This window comes from Calothrix sp. CBUCES-K 9914 (assembly GCF_059640475.1).
The window spans coordinates 1-16,358 of the sequence record NZ_JBXXZH010000212.1; the positions used below are offsets into that span (position 1 = coordinate 1).

Annotated in this window: 13 protein-coding genes; 5 read left to right on the top strand and 8 right to left on the bottom strand. The window is 39.5% G+C overall.

From position 1 onward, the window contains the following. Positions 1-177 precede the first annotated feature (177 nt). From AC2JBO_RS33390 to AC2JBO_RS33415, 6 genes are all read right to left on the bottom strand, one after another. Positions 178-2,511: a two-partner secretion domain-containing protein gene (locus AC2JBO_RS33390; RefSeq protein WP_496957936.1), complete on the bottom strand. Its 2,334-nt coding sequence runs from the start codon at positions 2,509-2,511 to the stop codon at positions 178-180. Positions 2,512-2,621: 110 nt separating this feature from the next. Beyond that, positions 2,622-2,891, bottom strand: coding sequence for a hypothetical protein (locus tag AC2JBO_RS33395; protein ID WP_496957937.1), 270 nt, complete (start codon positions 2,889-2,891; stop codon positions 2,622-2,624). A gap of 179 nt (positions 2,892-3,070) precedes the next feature. Further along, positions 3,071-4,963: a cyclase family protein gene (locus AC2JBO_RS33400; protein ID WP_496957938.1), complete on the bottom strand. Its 1,893-nt coding sequence runs from the start codon at positions 4,961-4,963 to the stop codon at positions 3,071-3,073. Positions 4,964-5,450: 487 nt separating this feature from the next. Then, entirely contained in the window at positions 5,451-6,062 is a 612-nt protein-coding gene (locus AC2JBO_RS33405; protein WP_496957939.1) for a hypothetical protein, read from the bottom strand. 11 nt (positions 6,063-6,073) lie between these two features. Further along, positions 6,074-8,530 carry an HAD-IC family P-type ATPase gene (locus tag AC2JBO_RS33410; RefSeq protein ID WP_496957940.1) on the bottom strand — a complete coding sequence of 819 codons (2,457 nt, stop codon included), beginning with the start codon at positions 8,528-8,530 and terminating at the stop codon, positions 6,074-6,076. A gap of 248 nt (positions 8,531-8,778) precedes the next feature. Continuing rightward, entirely contained in the window at positions 8,779-9,501 is a 723-nt protein-coding gene (locus tag AC2JBO_RS33415) for a thioredoxin domain-containing protein (protein WP_496957941.1), read from the bottom strand. A 164-nt stretch (positions 9,502-9,665) separates the two neighbouring features. Between AC2JBO_RS33415 and AC2JBO_RS33420 the strand changes: the two genes are divergently transcribed. Next, the gene (locus AC2JBO_RS33420) at positions 9,666-10,706 is read left to right on the top strand and encodes an aldo/keto reductase (RefSeq protein WP_496957947.1); all 1,041 of its coding nucleotides are present in this window, start codon (positions 9,666-9,668) and stop codon (positions 10,704-10,706) included. A 362-nt stretch (positions 10,707-11,068) separates the two neighbouring features. Here the strand turns inward: AC2JBO_RS33420 and AC2JBO_RS33425 are convergent, their stop codons facing one another. Further along, positions 11,069-11,806 carry an MFS transporter gene (locus tag AC2JBO_RS33425; RefSeq protein WP_496957942.1) on the bottom strand — a complete coding sequence of 246 codons (738 nt, stop codon included), beginning with the start codon at positions 11,804-11,806 and terminating at the stop codon, positions 11,069-11,071. 377 nt (positions 11,807-12,183) lie between these two features. Between AC2JBO_RS33425 and AC2JBO_RS33430 the strand changes: the two genes are divergently transcribed. Both AC2JBO_RS33430 and AC2JBO_RS33435 read left to right on the top strand, forming a co-directional pair. Beyond that, entirely contained in the window at positions 12,184-12,738 is a 555-nt protein-coding gene (locus AC2JBO_RS33430; protein WP_496957943.1) for an SH3 domain-containing protein, read from the top strand. 184 nt (positions 12,739-12,922) lie between these two features. After that, a complete protein-coding gene (locus tag AC2JBO_RS33435) occupies positions 12,923-13,339 on the top strand; it encodes a VOC family protein (RefSeq protein ID WP_496957944.1) in 417 nt (138 codons plus the stop codon). A 394-nt stretch (positions 13,340-13,733) separates the two neighbouring features. On the opposite strand, the gene AC2JBO_RS33440 is transcribed toward AC2JBO_RS33435, so the two are convergent. Continuing rightward, the gene (locus AC2JBO_RS33440) at positions 13,734-14,513 is read right to left on the bottom strand and encodes a Uma2 family endonuclease (protein WP_496957945.1); all 780 of its coding nucleotides are present in this window, start codon (positions 14,511-14,513) and stop codon (positions 13,734-13,736) included. A gap of 453 nt (positions 14,514-14,966) precedes the next feature. Between AC2JBO_RS33440 and AC2JBO_RS33445 the strand changes: the two genes are divergently transcribed. Both AC2JBO_RS33445 and AC2JBO_RS33450 read left to right on the top strand, forming a co-directional pair. Continuing rightward, positions 14,967-15,245: an AAA-like domain-containing protein gene (locus AC2JBO_RS33445; protein WP_496957948.1), complete on the top strand. Its 279-nt coding sequence runs from the start codon at positions 14,967-14,969 to the stop codon at positions 15,243-15,245. Positions 15,246-15,537: 292 nt separating this feature from the next. Next, positions 15,538-16,358, top strand: an 821-nt coding sequence (locus AC2JBO_RS33450) for a CapA family protein (protein ID WP_496957946.1), incomplete at its 3' end; no start/stop codon positions are given.

Below are 16,358 nucleotides of genomic sequence, written 5' to 3' on the forward strand. Positions count from 1 at the left end.
CAGTATACTATTTTTCGTAATCTTGAAAGAATTATACTAAAGTATATATTGCGTATGTATTACTTTATGTAATATTATTTACTAGCGTTCATACCCGGTTATGATTAAAAACCATAATAAATTGGTGGTAGAGACGCGATTAAACCCTTGTCTCTACGTGGTTGGGAATCTGAACAGCTAATTTGGAACACTGCATTCTCCAGAGGGGGTATAATTCGTCATTACAGGTATTTTAGCAACCAAGTATAAATCACCTTTAGAAGAACGCACCAAACTTTGCGCTTCCACAATTCTCGAAGGATAACCGTGCTTTGAATCTACGTTTACTCCGAGCGCGCGTAGTGGTGGAAAATCTCCAGGGTGTTTAGCATTACTTCTATTAATTGAAATCCAATCACGTTCTAAAGTAGCATTAGTTGTAATTAGGTTAAAAGGGCTAGCAGGTAAACCACCACGTCCGGTAATTATAAATTGGCTTTGACCTGTTTCTACATCAGGTCTACACCTAGTAACAACTTTCTGCTCAACTAACTGGGTTGGTAAATTAATAGGTATGCGGTTAATATTATTATCTATAGTATTAATATTTACAACGCCATTCAATGTTGGGTTTTCCTGGGAAATAGCCGTGATAGCACTTATTGATAGCGAATCAGGGTCAAGTAAACTTGGGTTTGTATCGTTAATTCCTAATTGTTTGGCTAATTCTTCTCGACTAAGGGGCACAATACCAAAAAGACTAACCGCATTAATTTCAACTTTGCCACCCCTACCACTATAAGCATTGGCAGTAATATCATTTTTTTCTAAAGGTGGCGCCACAATAAAACCAGTAGGGATATCAATAGTAATATTGCCACCATCGCCAGGAGTCTCTAACTTACCTGCCGATGCTGATATTTGACTACCTCTACGCATTAGTAATAAGTCACGTACCTGTAAATTAATATTTCCACCGCGACCTAAGTCTGTTTGTGATACAATGTTTGCCTGATTATCTAGAACAATGTTGTCAGCTTGTACATTCAGATTGCCTGCAGCACCTAATTTAGTAGTACCTCTAATATCTATTGGAGCAAATGGAATTTTGCTACTGACAGTTACTGCCCCACCCGAACGAATAATTAATGTTCCAGTAGTCAATTTCAAGCTTCCAGAAGAACCGGAACCTAGAGTTCCAGCAAATAAACCTATATTAGAATTATTATCTGTTTTTCCGATTATTTCTACCGAGTTCAAAGCATTTATAGTCAAATCTCCACCTGCTCCTGTAGCTGGTATATATTGATTTAATGATAGTAATTTTATTCCTTCAGACCCTGTAGATATCTGTGCCCCTTGAATAGACAAATTTTTAGTATTAATTGTGATATTGCCTGCTCTTCCACTTGCATAAGTTGTGCTAGATAAGCTAGTATATAAAGTCTTATCATTCAAATACAACTTTGAATTGTCACTTAATTCTACAGAGTCGGAGATATTTGCTTGTATATCTCCCGCAGCACCTGCGCCAAGAGTAGAAGTAGATATTTGGGCACCATTACGTACAATTAATTTTTGTGCGTTAATAGTTATTCCTTGACCATCTATAGAGCCTGCATTTAGAGCTTGTAAGCTTACTAACCTACCGCTTAATTCCACAATCCGACCTTGTACATAAATACTACCACTACCATTGTTACTACTAGTATCTACAATCGAACTAACTCCTTCAGCATCAACATTTCTCTGTTGTAATTTAATATCTTGCAAATTTTGGGCATTAGAATTATCTAAAGTCCAGACTTGGGATGTGGAATTTAAATTAACTGAACTATTACCTGCAACACTTATTAGCTCGATTTTTCCTCCAGGTGCTGTTAAATGTCCACCTTCAAGTACCAAATTACCACTAATAAGTGATAAAGTTTTGCCGTCCGGCACTTTTAAACCAACAGGGGCACCAGTGAGAATATTTACATCGTCCATACTACCTTGAGATGTGACGCGAATAGGTGAAGCAGTAGTTCCAAATTGCAACCCTGTTGGAGTGCTAACAGTAAGTAATGGTAGGGAGTGAGGAAGTGTTGCACTATAAATTGTACCATCAGCAAACTTAAGGCTGCTGGCAGTACTTGCTAGAAACGAACCACCAATATTTAATGAAGCATTATTACCAAAAATAATACCATTTGGATTAATAAAAAACAGATTAGCGGCGCCACTAGTGCGAATAGTTCCATCAATATTAGATGCTTGTTTACCTGTGACTCGACTAATAATGTTTTGAATATCTGTAGAGTTTGCAAAATAAGCAGTTTGTCCATTGAGTACAGAAAATTGTTCAAAGCTATGAAAAAGATTGCTCCCAGCTTGGGTTCCACTCCTAATTACTGTAGTATTTGAGAATTCTGTAACATTAGAATTAATTGGTAAAGTTGTATCGGGCTTGATTTGGGCAACAGCATTGTTAGTAAAACAACATGTAATTACAATGCCAATTCCGAATCGTTTAAATTGACTCAACAACATACTTACCCACAAAAAATGTAGCACTATAGTAAATAGGCTACATCAAATCGAAATTTAAATGCAATTGTAGTTATAACGTCGGAAAAGCAATGTTATTGTATAAAATTAAATTAAGAACAACAACGGCACCCAGTTAGATTAGGGTCTGCTGGACAAGGTATGCACCACCCCCATGTACATAGCATTTCGTCTTCGTTTGGAATATCTTTAACATTGCTTGATTCAAGTGTCTCAACGTCAAGAGAAAACTGAAACTTCAGCTTGGCTTGACTTAATACATCATATTTCTCAAGAAGCTTGTCAAAATTCTGATTTTGTAAGCCATCAATCATTTTTTGTGTGATTTCTTCTTTTAACTGTTGTAATTCAAGAGCGTTCATGATTTTTTCCTAATGATAAACGTAAAGTTTCTTTTACAAGAAGTAATTTCTTCTTCTACACGTTTAATTAGGTGTGGCATAAATCAACTTATGCAGTGAAAAAACGGCAACCTTATAACGCGCGTGAAAATGATTGCATTTAGTACATAAACACTGGCGCTTCGACCAAGACAGCTTTTTTATGGTAGTAATGCAAGAACTCCAACTGGAGAACCTGAACCTTTATGCAATAATAAAGGCACCACCACCACAATCTTAAATCCGCGCGGTGGTAATTTATCTAAGTTTGTCAAATTTTCTAAAACAATACGAGGTTGTTCTAAAACCATCCGATTAATAGTAAACGTCGTATCAAGACCACCATCAACGCCATGTGTATCAATTCCTACTCCCGCTATTTGACGCTCTCTAAGTAAGAACTTTGTCGCTTCGGCACCAAAACCAGGAAAATGCATCCTTACGTTTGCGTCAACAGCCATAAAGGCGCCAGCATCATGCCATTTTTCTGACCATCCCGTATTCAATAGCACAAGGCAGTCGTTAGATATTTCACCGTGCTGTTGTTCCCAAGCATAGATATCAGTAACATTGAGTGTATAATCAGGGTTTATTTTCGCTTGCATACTGATATCAATTACAACTGCTGAAACAACTAAAGACTCTGGTTTAATTTGGTCAATACTGGCGCCGTCTTGGTAAAAACTAATTGGAGCATTGATGTGAGTAGCGCTGTGTTCTCCAATTGTTAACTCGCGTAAAAAATAACCGTGTGTTTCAATTTCAGCGACTTTTGTAAATTTCACAGGTGGGTCATCTTGCCACTGTGGAATATTGCTATCAATAACATGACTTAGATGAATTATATTATTTTGTCCCGTAGGATAGGCATCTTGCCTGTCCGTTTGATTATTACTACACAAATTTACTTTATTACTACACAGGCAAGATGCCTGTGCTACATGTCTTGTTTGTGTTAATTTTTCTAAAGTTGCTGCCATGATCGCGCGCGTCTGTCCAGTAACAGTCACTACTAGCGCTTCTCTATAGACACGTTGGGCATTATGATACTTATAATTAGCGGCGCCGCTAGAAACGGTAACGGCAGCATGAGCAACGCGCGTAGTTAATTCAATTGCCCACGTGCGTAAATCTAACTTTTGTGCAAAACCAATATCTTCACCAACCAAAGCATTGCGAATAGCAGCACGACAATTATTCAACTCATTCTGTAACGAAACATAAGCATTTGTAATAAACGGAAGATTTTTCTTGTGTGCCTCTGCTTCAATAATATCCAAACCAGCAAGCGCGCACCCAGTAGCTAAAAAAGTAGACTTTAAAACATTACTTTCATCTTGTTTATGAATCCAACCAGGAGGCTTAATAAACACCACACATTCCGATGGTAAAAACCAATTACTAAAAACAACCTCCACAGTATTAGTAGATGGCATAGCAGCCAAATCCGCAACTGCACCAAAACGAATAAATCCCTCTTCTTCTCTTTCTTTGTGTCCTTTGTGCCTTTGTGGTTCACTCTCTTCCATAAAAGGCGCCATACCAAACAAAGCACTTCCATCATCCAACGTCGCAGCCACAATAAACTCGTGAAAAACACCCCACCCCGTCACCCAAGGAACCACCCCATTTAAAACATATCCACCCTCAACGCTTATAGCAGTAATTAAAGGTTTACCCGCGCGTCGTAACTGTGAAAAACCCACACCTAATAAAACCTCACCCCTACCCACACGCGGCAAATACTTTTCTTGTAACTTCCTCGACGTACTGCTCACTAACATCCCTACAGCACTTTGATGCTGAGTTTGTAAAAAAGCTAAGGCGCCACTATAACGGGCAACAAGTTCCTGAAACTCACCATACTCAACTTCAGAGACCTCCCTTCCACCCCAAGAACGAGGTAAACGCAGCGCGAGTAAATCTAAGTTTCCCAGTTTTTGCAACGTGCGAAAAAGTTCTAACTCATCACTATCGATAGCATTAGCATTTTTATCAACTTCCGTAATTAAAAACGATTTAATGGTATCAAAAAGACTTGTGTCGCTGTTCATAACTACAAGGCACTGTATTTTGGGGAAAACAAAAATATAAAACAAACTTCAGGTTTTTACCTCTTCCCCAAAAAATAATCCCCCGACACACCCGTAAATTTCGGGAGCGCGCGGGGGTTCAAATGTTGCAGCAAAAAGTGAATTAGTAATAAGTTAACAGCTTTGAAGTTAAAATTTCAGTAAACTTAGGTTAAGATTTGGTAAACAATTCTAAGTATAGATACTTAGTTATTGACCAAAACTGAGTCGGGTATTCTTGAAAGTGCTGGTATATATTGATTTTGCTTTGCTAACTAGATGGATGTCAGAGCGCACGTTAGCTTTTAAATGCTGATTTTTTTTATAGAGTATAAATATTACGTTTTAGATATTGAGCATGTGAAGAGGGTAAACACCCCTCATCAAGAATGAGTAGAAAGTGCTGAGTGCTGAGTTAAAAGTTAAGAGTCGTAAAACTCACTCAGCACTCAGCACTCAGCACTCTATCTTATGGTTCAAAGCGACATCGTAAGGAGTTAAAGACTTTTGCTGCTTTGTCTTGGGCATTTTCTCCGTTGGTAATGATACTGACGTTTCTTTCGACACCGTTTTCTGTAATTTTTGCGAGATAACGAATAGCGGGAACTGGTGGAGTTTTTTCATCAAATATCTGTTTACCATTTTGAATCACAACTTCTACAGCTTTACCGCACAGTTGATTATTCTCTTTTATGAACTCGGTTGGAATAAAATCACCTTGAAAGATTTCCTGAAGTGTATCACCAAGATTTACTGAGTCTTCATCCGGTGTTTGTACTTCGGGTACTTTACTTACGAAGAGTGTCACGTCCGGTGGATTATTCTTACTTGTGATGATAGCAATATTTTTGGCGCCGAAATTTAAACCTGCGACTCCTTTAGAACCACCCGGTATTTGATACTCGAATAAGCTTTGAGCTATTGCTTCTGCTCTAGCTGGAGTTAGTACATTAGTCAGCGTTTTGTTTGCTACTCCAACTAAAGCAGTACCGACTAACCCAAATGCTCCAAGCAGAATTAAAAGTAATTCCCATATTCGTACCGGGTTATCATGCATGACATCTTTTGATTCTTCTTTCATAACTCACCCGGTTAACTTAAATCGACTCCTAGAAAACGGTTGAAAAATTTAGAACGCCATACTGCTCTCAGTATAAAACACCACTCGAATGCAACTAAAACTAAAAATAAACAATCTTGCCAGGTTAGTACTGCTAGTTCAAAGAATTGACGTAATGGTGGCAGCGTCAACACTATCATGTATATTACAAATAGTATCGATGCAGCAATAGTATAACGCCAATCATTACTTAAAGGTTCGGCGGCAACCCAAATTCTTGCTGGAGGTTTGAGGAAAGGAAGTAGAAATAAATGACACAAAACCAAAGTACTTACTAAAGCTGTACGTGGAAGTGTATAGTCAACGTCATTAATGTCTTGACCTGGTGGTAAATCTAAAACTGCTCTCACGAGATAAAGTAAGAAAACCAGCAGTGCAACTAGTGTCATTGTTAATGTGGCAGGAATTGTAAAATGCATTAACGAACGAACCATGCTGCTGTGTTTTGTTGTTTCTCCCGGTTTTGCCCAAATAGGAAATACTGCTGTTGGTAAACCGACTCCAAACATTGCTAATAGTGCGCTGTGTTTATTTACTAGTGGGAAGCTATTGGCTACCATACCTGTAGAGAAAATTAGCAGTGCGACACAAAATACCCGAACTATAAATAATGCTAGCGAGTCACGAATACCGTTACGAATTCTTTGACCTTCTAAGAAAGCAAACGGGAGTGCGGAAAATGAATCTTTGAGCAAAATAATATCGGCAACGCTACGAGTTGCTTTTGACCCACTTTCCATTGATATTGCCAAAGAAGCTTGTTTGAGAGAGAGAACGTCGTTGACACCATCACCAATCATGGCAACATAATTACCTTGTAGACGTAGTATTTGTACAAGTTTGGCTTTTTGCTCAGGGGTAATACGACCAAAGACAGTGCAAAACTCGGAAGCAGCACCAAATTGTGCATCATCCATTTGGGCTAACTCTAAGCCTGATATCACATTAATATCTTCACTCAACCCAGCTTGTTTGGCTAGCGCTGCTACTGTATCTGGATTGTCTCCAGAAATAATTTTGAGTTTTATACCTGCTTTATTGAATGAATGTAGTGTTTCAGCTGCTTGGGGACGTAGTTTGTCACTAAAGACGATAACACCCAGAGGTGTAAGTTCGCTTGGCAAAGCTATTTTTTCTGGTTCTGGGTTAATTACATCAAGATTTTGAGTATATGCGAACAATAGTACTCGTAACCCTTGGTCAAAACTTTCTTGGATGTAATTATTTATTGATTCTGGTAGTGATAATGATGCGGCTAATATTTCCGGCGCCCCTAAAATATAAGTACCAGGGTTTGGAGAATCGTCGAAACAGATAGCACTCCACTTACGCGCGCTAGAAAAAGGTATTTCTGATAAAGTAGAACGTTTTTTACTGCTGCAAGATGACTCAATTGCCTCACTGGTACGATTAGGCGCCGTTGTATTGGCTACATAATCTCCTAATTTTTGCCTCAGTTCAGTTTCGTAAATACCAATCGGCAAAACTCGCTGTAACTCTATTTGATTACTTGTTAATGTACCTGTTTTATCTAAACAAAGTACGTTGACATGGCTAAGTGATTCTACTGCATTTGCTTGTTGAATTAATACATCTTGTCCTAACATTCTAACTGCCGCTGTACCATAAGCCAAAGTAATCGCGATTAGTAAGCCACTTGGAACTAAACCAGCGACAACTGCAGCATGTTGAACAATATCAGCTAAAGAATAAGAGCGACTGGTAAAGCTAATACCGACTAAAATCCATAAATAGCAGGCTAGCAGTAATAATATGCGAATAATTAAATTAATTTCTTGCTGTAGCGGTGTGTAAACGTGACGAAACGCGCGCGCTCCTGTCATCAGTTTATATGCTACGGTTTCGGCGCCTACTTTCACAGCTTCAAAATAAGCGGCGCCGTTAACGCAAATAGTACCAGAGAAAACAGCATCCCCAGTGACTTTAGATATCAAATCTGATTCACCTGTTAACAAAGACTCATCAACATCGATACGACCATCACCAACAACAACACCGTCAACCAAAATTTGATCGCCAGCAGCAAGGACAATAATATCTCCTTGAACAATATCTGCGGGGTTGATGTCATGTTTATTACCTTCACGGATTACAGTAGTCTTAGGACGGTTGAGTAAAGCAATTTCGTCTAACTTACGCTTTGCCCATATTTCCTGACAAACAGCGATAATAACACCGCTTAAAATAATTACTACGACAAGAAAGGCATCGCTATAACGCCGTAGTACAATCATTACAGCGCTAATCGCGAAGAAAACGATATTAATAAAATTAAATACATTCTCGTTTATAATCTGGCGGTACGAACGGCTCGTTTGCAGAAACACATTGTTGCCAAGACCTTCTGCACGACGCTTTTGAGCTTCTTCCTCCGTTAGACCTTGCTCTTGTAATAAGTGGTTATCCATTAAGTGCAGTGCCGAATCAAATTTCTACCTGTTCTAATATAAAGACTACATCAGCACATAAGCTAGCACGATTTTTATCAAACTTGCCATAACATCACAGGTAACAACCGTAGCACAGGCATCCCTGCCTGTGCAGTCACTTAATTCTTTTTACCACAGAGATACGTAGAGACGCGATTAATCGCGTCTCTACACACACAGTCTCAGTATTTTTTGATGTTACACGCAAGCCCAATTTCCAATTATCTCTATGTAATAAAGATGACAGAAGAGCAAAACGCGGTGTTTAGTTTAATTTCACGTTCTTTAGCGTTCAATTGCTCAGTTAGGTTAGATACCTTTAATGCCATGTTTTGTATGTGTTGCTCATAAGCAATGATTTCTTTTTTAGCTGATAAAAGTGCAGCATCCCGTATTTCTACAAATTTTCCTTGTTCTTCTTCTGCTTTCTCGCTCTTGTACTGTTTAATTGCTTCTGCCTTTATAATTTCGACTTCAGCAGCAGTAAACATTTTTGTGTCGGTAGAATTTTCTATCGAGTGGTTTGCTTCTGGGGTAATCTTTTTAGGAGCTTGTGTTTGACAAACTCTACCGGAAATTGCTTTGACTTGTGCAGCAGTCTTTTTACCTGAAGTCACTACAACTTCGAGCAATTCATCGGTCAAATGTTTTAAATGACGTAATGCTGAAACCTTCCAATCTTGGACGTTCTCACGGATTAATCGTTGTATTCTTGGATTTAAATTTTTAAACCAGTTATATAGCTGCATCGCACTTTTGGCAATATAGCTAGAGGCGCCAAAGTTTTTACTGTCGAGCCATTGCTTGAAAACCTTCTTACCATTTGAACACGATGCGATACAGCATTCATAAATTAGTTGTAATTCTTGCCCTATCTCAATAAGACCATCGAACGTTTGACGCACAAAACCTAGACAGTTACCCAGTGTTTCTTGAGCCTTGATAGCCAAATCTTGACTCGCTCAGATATATCGGATAACATTTAAATTTCCCTTCACAGGTAAAAAGGCTATATCTATCAAGGACAACTACGCTTATATTTCAATAGTTAGATGTAATAAAGCCTGTGGAAATGCAACGTTATAAAAGCAAGCGAGGTTTGTTCGGAGCTTTTATGGATATCGGCAGGCGAGATTTATTAAGAGTTGTTTCTACGTCGGGTTTAATTGCAGCAGGACTAGCGGGTTCGTCTGAGCTTCTCAAACCAGTATTGGCTCAAAATCAACCGAAGGACGGCGCCCAGATCAAAAAAGGAGAAATGTTATACAGAAATCTGGGGCGTACTGGAGAAAAAATCTCTGTTATTGGGTTAGGGGGACATCACATCGGGCGACCAAAGGATGAGCTTGAAGCAATTCGGCTTATTCACATGGCAATAGATCGCGGTATCAATTTCATGGATAACTCATGGGATTACCACAATGGGGGTAGCGAAATCCGAATGGGTAAAGCTTTACAGGGTGGATACCGAAAAAAGGTTTTTCTGATGACGAAGATTGATGGTCGTACCAAAGAGGCAGCAGCAAAGCAGATTGACGAGTCACTCAGACGCTTGCAAACTGACCACATCGACCTAATGCAACATCATGAAGTTATACGCATGGAAGATCCCGACCGCATCTTCTCTCCAGGTGGCTCAATGGAAGCGGTAATCGCAGCACAGAAGGCAGGTAAAATTCGTTACATTGGTTTTACTGGGCATAAAGACCCATTAGTTCATCTTAGGATGCTAGAAGTTGCTGCTCAAAATAACTTCCGTTTCGACGCTGTGCAGATGCCGCTAAATGTTATGGACGCACATTTTAGAAGCTTTGAGAAGCAGGTTCTCCCTATTTTGGTTAAGAATCAAATTGGGGTACTGGGAATGAAATCGATGGGCGACCAAACCATTCTTAAGAGCAATACCGTTAAACCTATTGAGTGCCTTCATTACGCGATGAACCTGCCTACCTCAACGGTTATTACTGGCATTGAGAGTATGAATATTTTGGAGCAAGCATTCGAGGCAGTCCGCACCTTTGCGCCAATGAGCCAGAAACAGGTAACAGACCTGCTCAATAGAACGCGCACTGCGTCATCAAAAGGTCAATATGAGTTATTTAAGACAACGAACCAGTTTGACAGTACCGCGAAGAATCCAGAATGGCTAGGGTAATTAATAGCCCCCGTTTGAGAGCGAACTAGTGGTTCGTGTCAATGGTTTTGGTGTGTTCTTTCTTCTTAATTCTTTCTTAGCGTCCTTTGCGTCCTTTGCGGTTCGTTTTTTCTACACCCCAAAATTAAAGGTAGGATTTTAGTTAGTGCCTTATTCTCTCTTCCTGCATTAATTTGGCGGGAGCATCCTGAAAGCAGCTTGCTCAAAGTCAGTAGCAGCTTGATTTGTCGCTGTTACCTCAAAAAAGGCCTCCGCTATGAGGGGCGAAAACGTAAATGTATCCAATCCGTGAGTTGCAAGCAATACAATATCATCTACACTACGGATGCTAGCAACCAAAATTCGAGTGGCGCCACCAACACCTATAGTGCTAAAAAGCCACGTAGAACATCCAACATTAAATCAGAAAATTGTAGCAAAGTTAACCAACGTAGGACTTTAAACTGCTTTAAAGCTTCAAGAGCATTGCGTATCCCTGAATTAAAATTATGCGTTGTTTGATTAACTTGTTCGGATGCGGGCAAAGTTGTAATTGAATTCCACAACACCCCCAATGTTAACAGTGTCAATACTGCTAATACTAAAAACGCACTTCGCCAACTTTGATGTAATGCTACAGCACAACTCAAAATCAAAGGTCCAATCACATTTCCAACAGAACCAGCCAATGTCCAACGTGCCATATTTTGCTCGTGTCGTGTAGGTTCAATATCCATTAAAGTCGCTTGGGCAAGACTTACAAAGGCGCCCGAAGCTGGATAAAACAATATAAATGCTGCTAGTAACAGTGGAAAGTTCTGGCTAAAAGAAACCATCAGCAAAGCAATAGCAAAAGTTATACCTCCACTCAAGATAAGCTGGCGCCTAAAACCAATATCTCCCAATATTCCGAGAATTGGTTCTATAAAGCTACTGATAGTATTCGGTATTGTAAGTAACATCCCGACTTGTATATAAGAAAGATGCAAGTCATTACGAATTAAAGGCCATGCAGCGCCACGCACTCCATCAACAAGTTCGTCTAATAATTCTATAACTAGGAAAATGAAGGTTAATAAAATTACATTCCTAGTAGTTCTGTTATTACCATTGAATGGCATATTGTAATTCTCCCATCCTCAAAATTTGATACCAACGCATTCATGAAAGACAACGTTGGTTCAAAGGAGGGGGGATCCATGAGCAAAATCTTCGCCTTAAAAGTAAAGCGAATAGCTTGCTGAATAATTGTCTAGGAGCTTACCAGGGTGGGAAAATCATAGAGTCATTAATCTTGTGTGTTAATACTGTAGCATAGTTCACTACAAAATTGTATTTCCCGGTAGGATAGGCTTCTAGCCTGTCCTTCATCTTTATAGGCGCCAGCAATAAACTGTTCAAACTAAATTCGCAATTCCGGAAAATCTTCAATAGCCACTGTATTTACACTTAAGCAAAACTGGCTTAAGTTATATTTTATTCTCAATTTATTAACTGTATGAGTGGAAAAGTTATGGGTTTAGTGACAAAGTTGTCGGTGGCATTATTGAGTTTTGGGACATTGATAGCTGCGGAGTTACCTAGTATGGCACGTCCGGCAACTTTGACTACCGATAGCAATCTGCGAACAGGCGCCTCTTTGACGGCAAACGTACTGGAAGTATTATCACCAGGCAGTAATGTAGAGGTTTTAAACATTACAGTGGGAAATGATGGCAATTACTGGTATTATGTGCGACCAGAAGTCGAAGGAACACCAGATGGATGGATACGTAGCAATTTAGTATCATTCAAGCCAAGTAGTAAGCGTTATGCAACGTTAACGGGAAATCGTGGGGACAAAGTTAATGTGCGCTCGGCGCCTAGCTTACAGAGTAAAATCTTGCATTACGGACTTTCTGGAGATTTGGTAACGGTTGAGGAATCATACAAAGAGTATGGAAAATCTCGTTGGTATCGCGTCAAATTCCCCAGTAATGCAGCTGGTTGGGTGCGAGAGGATTTGTTATCAATATGGCCAAAAGGATGTATTATCACTTGCCCAGAGAATTAAGTTCAGGAACCCAAGCTAGCTTATGTGTTGTTATAGTGTTGACAGGAGCAGGTTGTATCAACGGCAGCTTGAAGCCATAGAAAGTTTATAAAGTTATATTTTTTAACTCTCTCCGGTTGCAAACAAACAATATAATTGCGTTATCTACGGTAAGAGACCTGATCCCGTTGCGAGGTATGCTGCAATGATTGATACTGGACTTACTCACATAGCGCTCCCCGTCGCAGATGTTGAGCGAAGTGTCGAATTCTACTCTATCTACGCTGAAATGCAGGTTATTCATCGTCGCATTGATGCAGAAGCTGGGGTTGCTGTTGCATGGCTTTCTGACCTCACCCGTCCGTTTGTAATCGTTCTCATTCAAACAGATTCAGTACATCCCGTTTTATCTCCCCTTGCACATCTTGGGGTTGGTTGCAAGAGTCGTGAATATATGGACGCTTTGTGTAATAGGGCACGACAGGAAGGAGTTCTGCTTCAGGAACAAAAAGATTCTGGGTATCCGATTGGATATTGGGCTTTCGTGCGAGACCCAGATGGTCATACTCTTGAACTATCCTACGGGCAGGAAATAGGATTGACAGTCGAGAAGACTTCTTAGTTCAACGTTGCGCGCGTCTGAAACTACACAAAAAACAATATATAGATTAGGATATATGCTCACACTGTATGGGAAGTGTTCAGCCTTTGGAGCCAAGTATTTTACTCTTGGAGTAAAATGCCGATGGAACACAAACAGCAACTTCCTACACCTATAGAATTAGTAGTTAAGGCAACGCCGGATGCATTATCATGAGAGAATTTGCTGGAGGGTTTACTCCTTCCAGCAAACTTTGGGGTACTCTGCTTCCCGTCAGATTATGTACTTTGACTTACACCATTAACGACTGCTGAGAATAATTTGGCAACAAATTACCTGTTGTCAGGTTGTTAACTCTCGCTCCATCTAAAGTCTTTGAGAAGAGGGTTAGGTGGATTTTGATTAAGTTATAAAGCTAAACATCTTCTCCAAGCTCCCGTAATCTTGCAGCAAGACGTTCCGCACGCTGACGTTCAGCCTCGGCTCTTTGAGCTTCAGCCTCTGCTCTTTGAGTTTCAGCATCCGCGCGCTGTTTTTCTGCTTCTTCTGATAAAAGTACTAAATTACCAGTTTCATCATAAAAGCGTAGCCAGTCAGCAGTTTCTCGGTCGATAGTACCTTGGTGTGTGCCAAGCCATAGTCCTAAAGCTTCGCTCCATAACCAACCTCGACTATCAGGTGTAATTAGTTCATATTTCAAAGAAGCATTCAAACGCCATCCTTGAAGTGAGTTGGTGTCAAACGGGTCATAAATAAAGTAGTTACGTGTACGAAAAACTTTTTCGTAAATATCTTTCTTTTTACCCTTATCTACTTTTGCAGTTGTTTGAGAAAGCAACTCGACAATTACATCTGGATAGCGCCCGTTTTCTTGCCATACCACCCAACCTTGACGCTCTTTTGTGCCGTCAATGTCAAGCGTCACGAAGAAATCAGGACCTCTAAACTCTCGATTCATTTCTTGTGTGCTGCTGTAATAAACAAACATATTACCCCCTGCGAAGAAATCATTGCGGTCAGCCCAAAGCTGCAACAATGATCGAATTAGGGTGTTCATGGCGATGCGATGGCGATTGCTTTCTAAGGGTTCCCCGTCGTCAAATATCAAATCCGTGGGTGGCATGGGTGGTTGCCAGTCCACAGATTCTTGCAAAACCTCTACAGTTTGTTCAGTTACAGCGGTTTCTGGTGCCATTTGTGTATCTGCCTCCTTCGGAGTACATCTGTTTGTTATTATCTCGCAGAAGCTTAAATTTTAACGTTTTTAACCGTATAGTTCAAAATTATTAACATGAACGTTAGTAATACTTTCACCTCTATTACAAGCATACTCAAACCATTTCCAAGCTGCTTATTGTCTTGTGGAGCAGGCATAGAAAGCCTGCTAATATATAAGAAAATTTTAATTGACCATTTTATGAGACCTTAGTGTTATCCGTTTTTTGGTCAATAGTATTATGCCAGCTATTACAGTTGAACAGCAGCAATACGAAACTTATGTACTCTCAGATGAAACTGCTACTACCCAAGTTAGGGGGCTTTGAATATATCTTTTTTTTCCCTTAATAAAAGCGACTTCAAATACCATCAACCGTCCTCCTGTAGAAACACGATGCTACGAGGAAATTAAGAAGCTTGGTTCTTTTATATAGCGTGTGGTGATGTTGACTTACCGCAAGTTTTACAAACAGCCGCAACAGATACAGGAATTTATAAAGATTATTTACGGCGCCAGTTACTTATTCTGACTGAGCAACCAGAGTTATTAGCTGCAATGAAACAGGTTGCAACTGCATCTAGCTACGTAAAATTACCAAACTTAATCAAATTCAAACTGCATAGTCTTGGTTTAGTACATAGCTACGATTCGGAAGTGGCGCCGAAATGCCAACTGCACCGTCTATATTTTTCATCCGTTCAAATGTAGAGACTATACATGTACAGTCTCCACAACCAAACATGATATTACTAGTAAGGTGGGCAGTGCCCACCGTACAGATAATGAGATTTTTTTAAATAATTTAGAGTTCCTGTATTATTCTATAATCATAGTAAATAGAATACGTATCTTCACTCAACCGTATTGCAATATTTTATAAATACAATCATGGAGACTGTACATGTATAGTCTCTACATTGATTATTCCGGAAAATAATAAATTACGGGTGTTTAAACAATTAGAGACTATTGGGAAGCTTGGCTATAGCTGCGTATATCTATGACTTTATTTAAACAAAATTATTTGATTCACTTTACAGGTTTAGCTGTTATTTCACTCTTAACCTCATCTTTTTCTCTCTCTGATGGTACTAACATAAACAGCAACATAAAATCATCAGATAAAGTAGAACAAAAGTATATAACAATCAAAGCTGTGGGAGATATTGTCGCTGGAACAAATTTCCCAGATTATCGTCTTCCTAGAAATCCTAACCAGCTTTTTCCAAAACCAGTTAGAAACAAGCTGAAAAATTCAGATATTTTGTTTGGTAACTACGAAAGTACTTTAACGAACCATCCGTACAGTACCAAAGATACAACTAAAGGAGCGGTGTTTGCTTTCCGCTCTCCTCCAGAATATGCAACTCTATTTTCGCAAGTTGGTTTTGATGTGATGAGTGTTGCAAATAACCACGCGATGGACTTTGGTGCAAAAGGATTTTCTGATACAGTTAACAGCTTAAATGCTGCTGGTGTGAAAACGGTAGGCACCAAAAATCAGATTCTCTACACAAAGGTTAAAAACATTCCTGTTGCTTGGATAGGATTTTGTTTTTACGAGTACTGTAATACAGTTCAAGATATTCAAAAAGCCAAAGCACTTGTAAACCAAGCAAGACAAAAAGCCAAGATAGTCATTATATCAATGCACGTTGGCGCCGAAGGAAGCGATGCACTTAACGTTCCTAACGCAACCGAATATTTTTATGGAGAAAACCGAGGTAACTCCATACTATTTGCTCGTAGTATGGTAGATGCAGGCGCCGATTTAATTTTAGGTCACGGTCCACATGTCCCGCGCGCGATGGAAGTATACAA

Coding starts and splice junctions, on each gene's coding strand:
- AC2JBO_RS33390 (WP_496957936.1), bottom strand. CDS start 2,511: ATGTTGTTGAGTCAATTTAAACGATTCGGAATTGGCATTGTAATTACA.
- AC2JBO_RS33405 (WP_496957939.1), bottom strand. CDS start 6,062: ATGAAAGAAGAATCAAAAGATGTCATGCATGATAACCCGGTACGAATA.
- AC2JBO_RS33395 (WP_496957937.1), bottom strand. CDS start 2,891: ATGAACGCTCTTGAATTACAACAGTTAAAAGAAGAAATCACACAAAAA.
- AC2JBO_RS33400 (WP_496957938.1), bottom strand. CDS start 4,963: ATGAACAGCGACACAAGTCTTTTTGATACCATTAAATCGTTTTTAATT.
- AC2JBO_RS33410 (WP_496957940.1), bottom strand. CDS start 8,530: ATGGATAACCACTTATTACAAGAGCAAGGTCTAACGGAGGAAGAAGCT.
- AC2JBO_RS33440 (WP_496957945.1), bottom strand. CDS start 14,513: ATGGCACCAGAAACCGCTGTAACTGAACAAACTGTAGAGGTTTTGCAA.
- AC2JBO_RS33420 (WP_496957947.1), top strand. CDS start 9,666: ATGGATATCGGCAGGCGAGATTTATTAAGAGTTGTTTCTACGTCGGGT.
- AC2JBO_RS33425 (WP_496957942.1), bottom strand. CDS start 11,806: ATGCCATTCAATGGTAATAACAGAACTACTAGGAATGTAATTTTATTA.
- AC2JBO_RS33435 (WP_496957944.1), top strand. CDS start 12,923: ATGATTGATACTGGACTTACTCACATAGCGCTCCCCGTCGCAGATGTT.
- AC2JBO_RS33430 (WP_496957943.1), top strand. CDS start 12,184: ATGAGTGGAAAAGTTATGGGTTTAGTGACAAAGTTGTCGGTGGCATTA.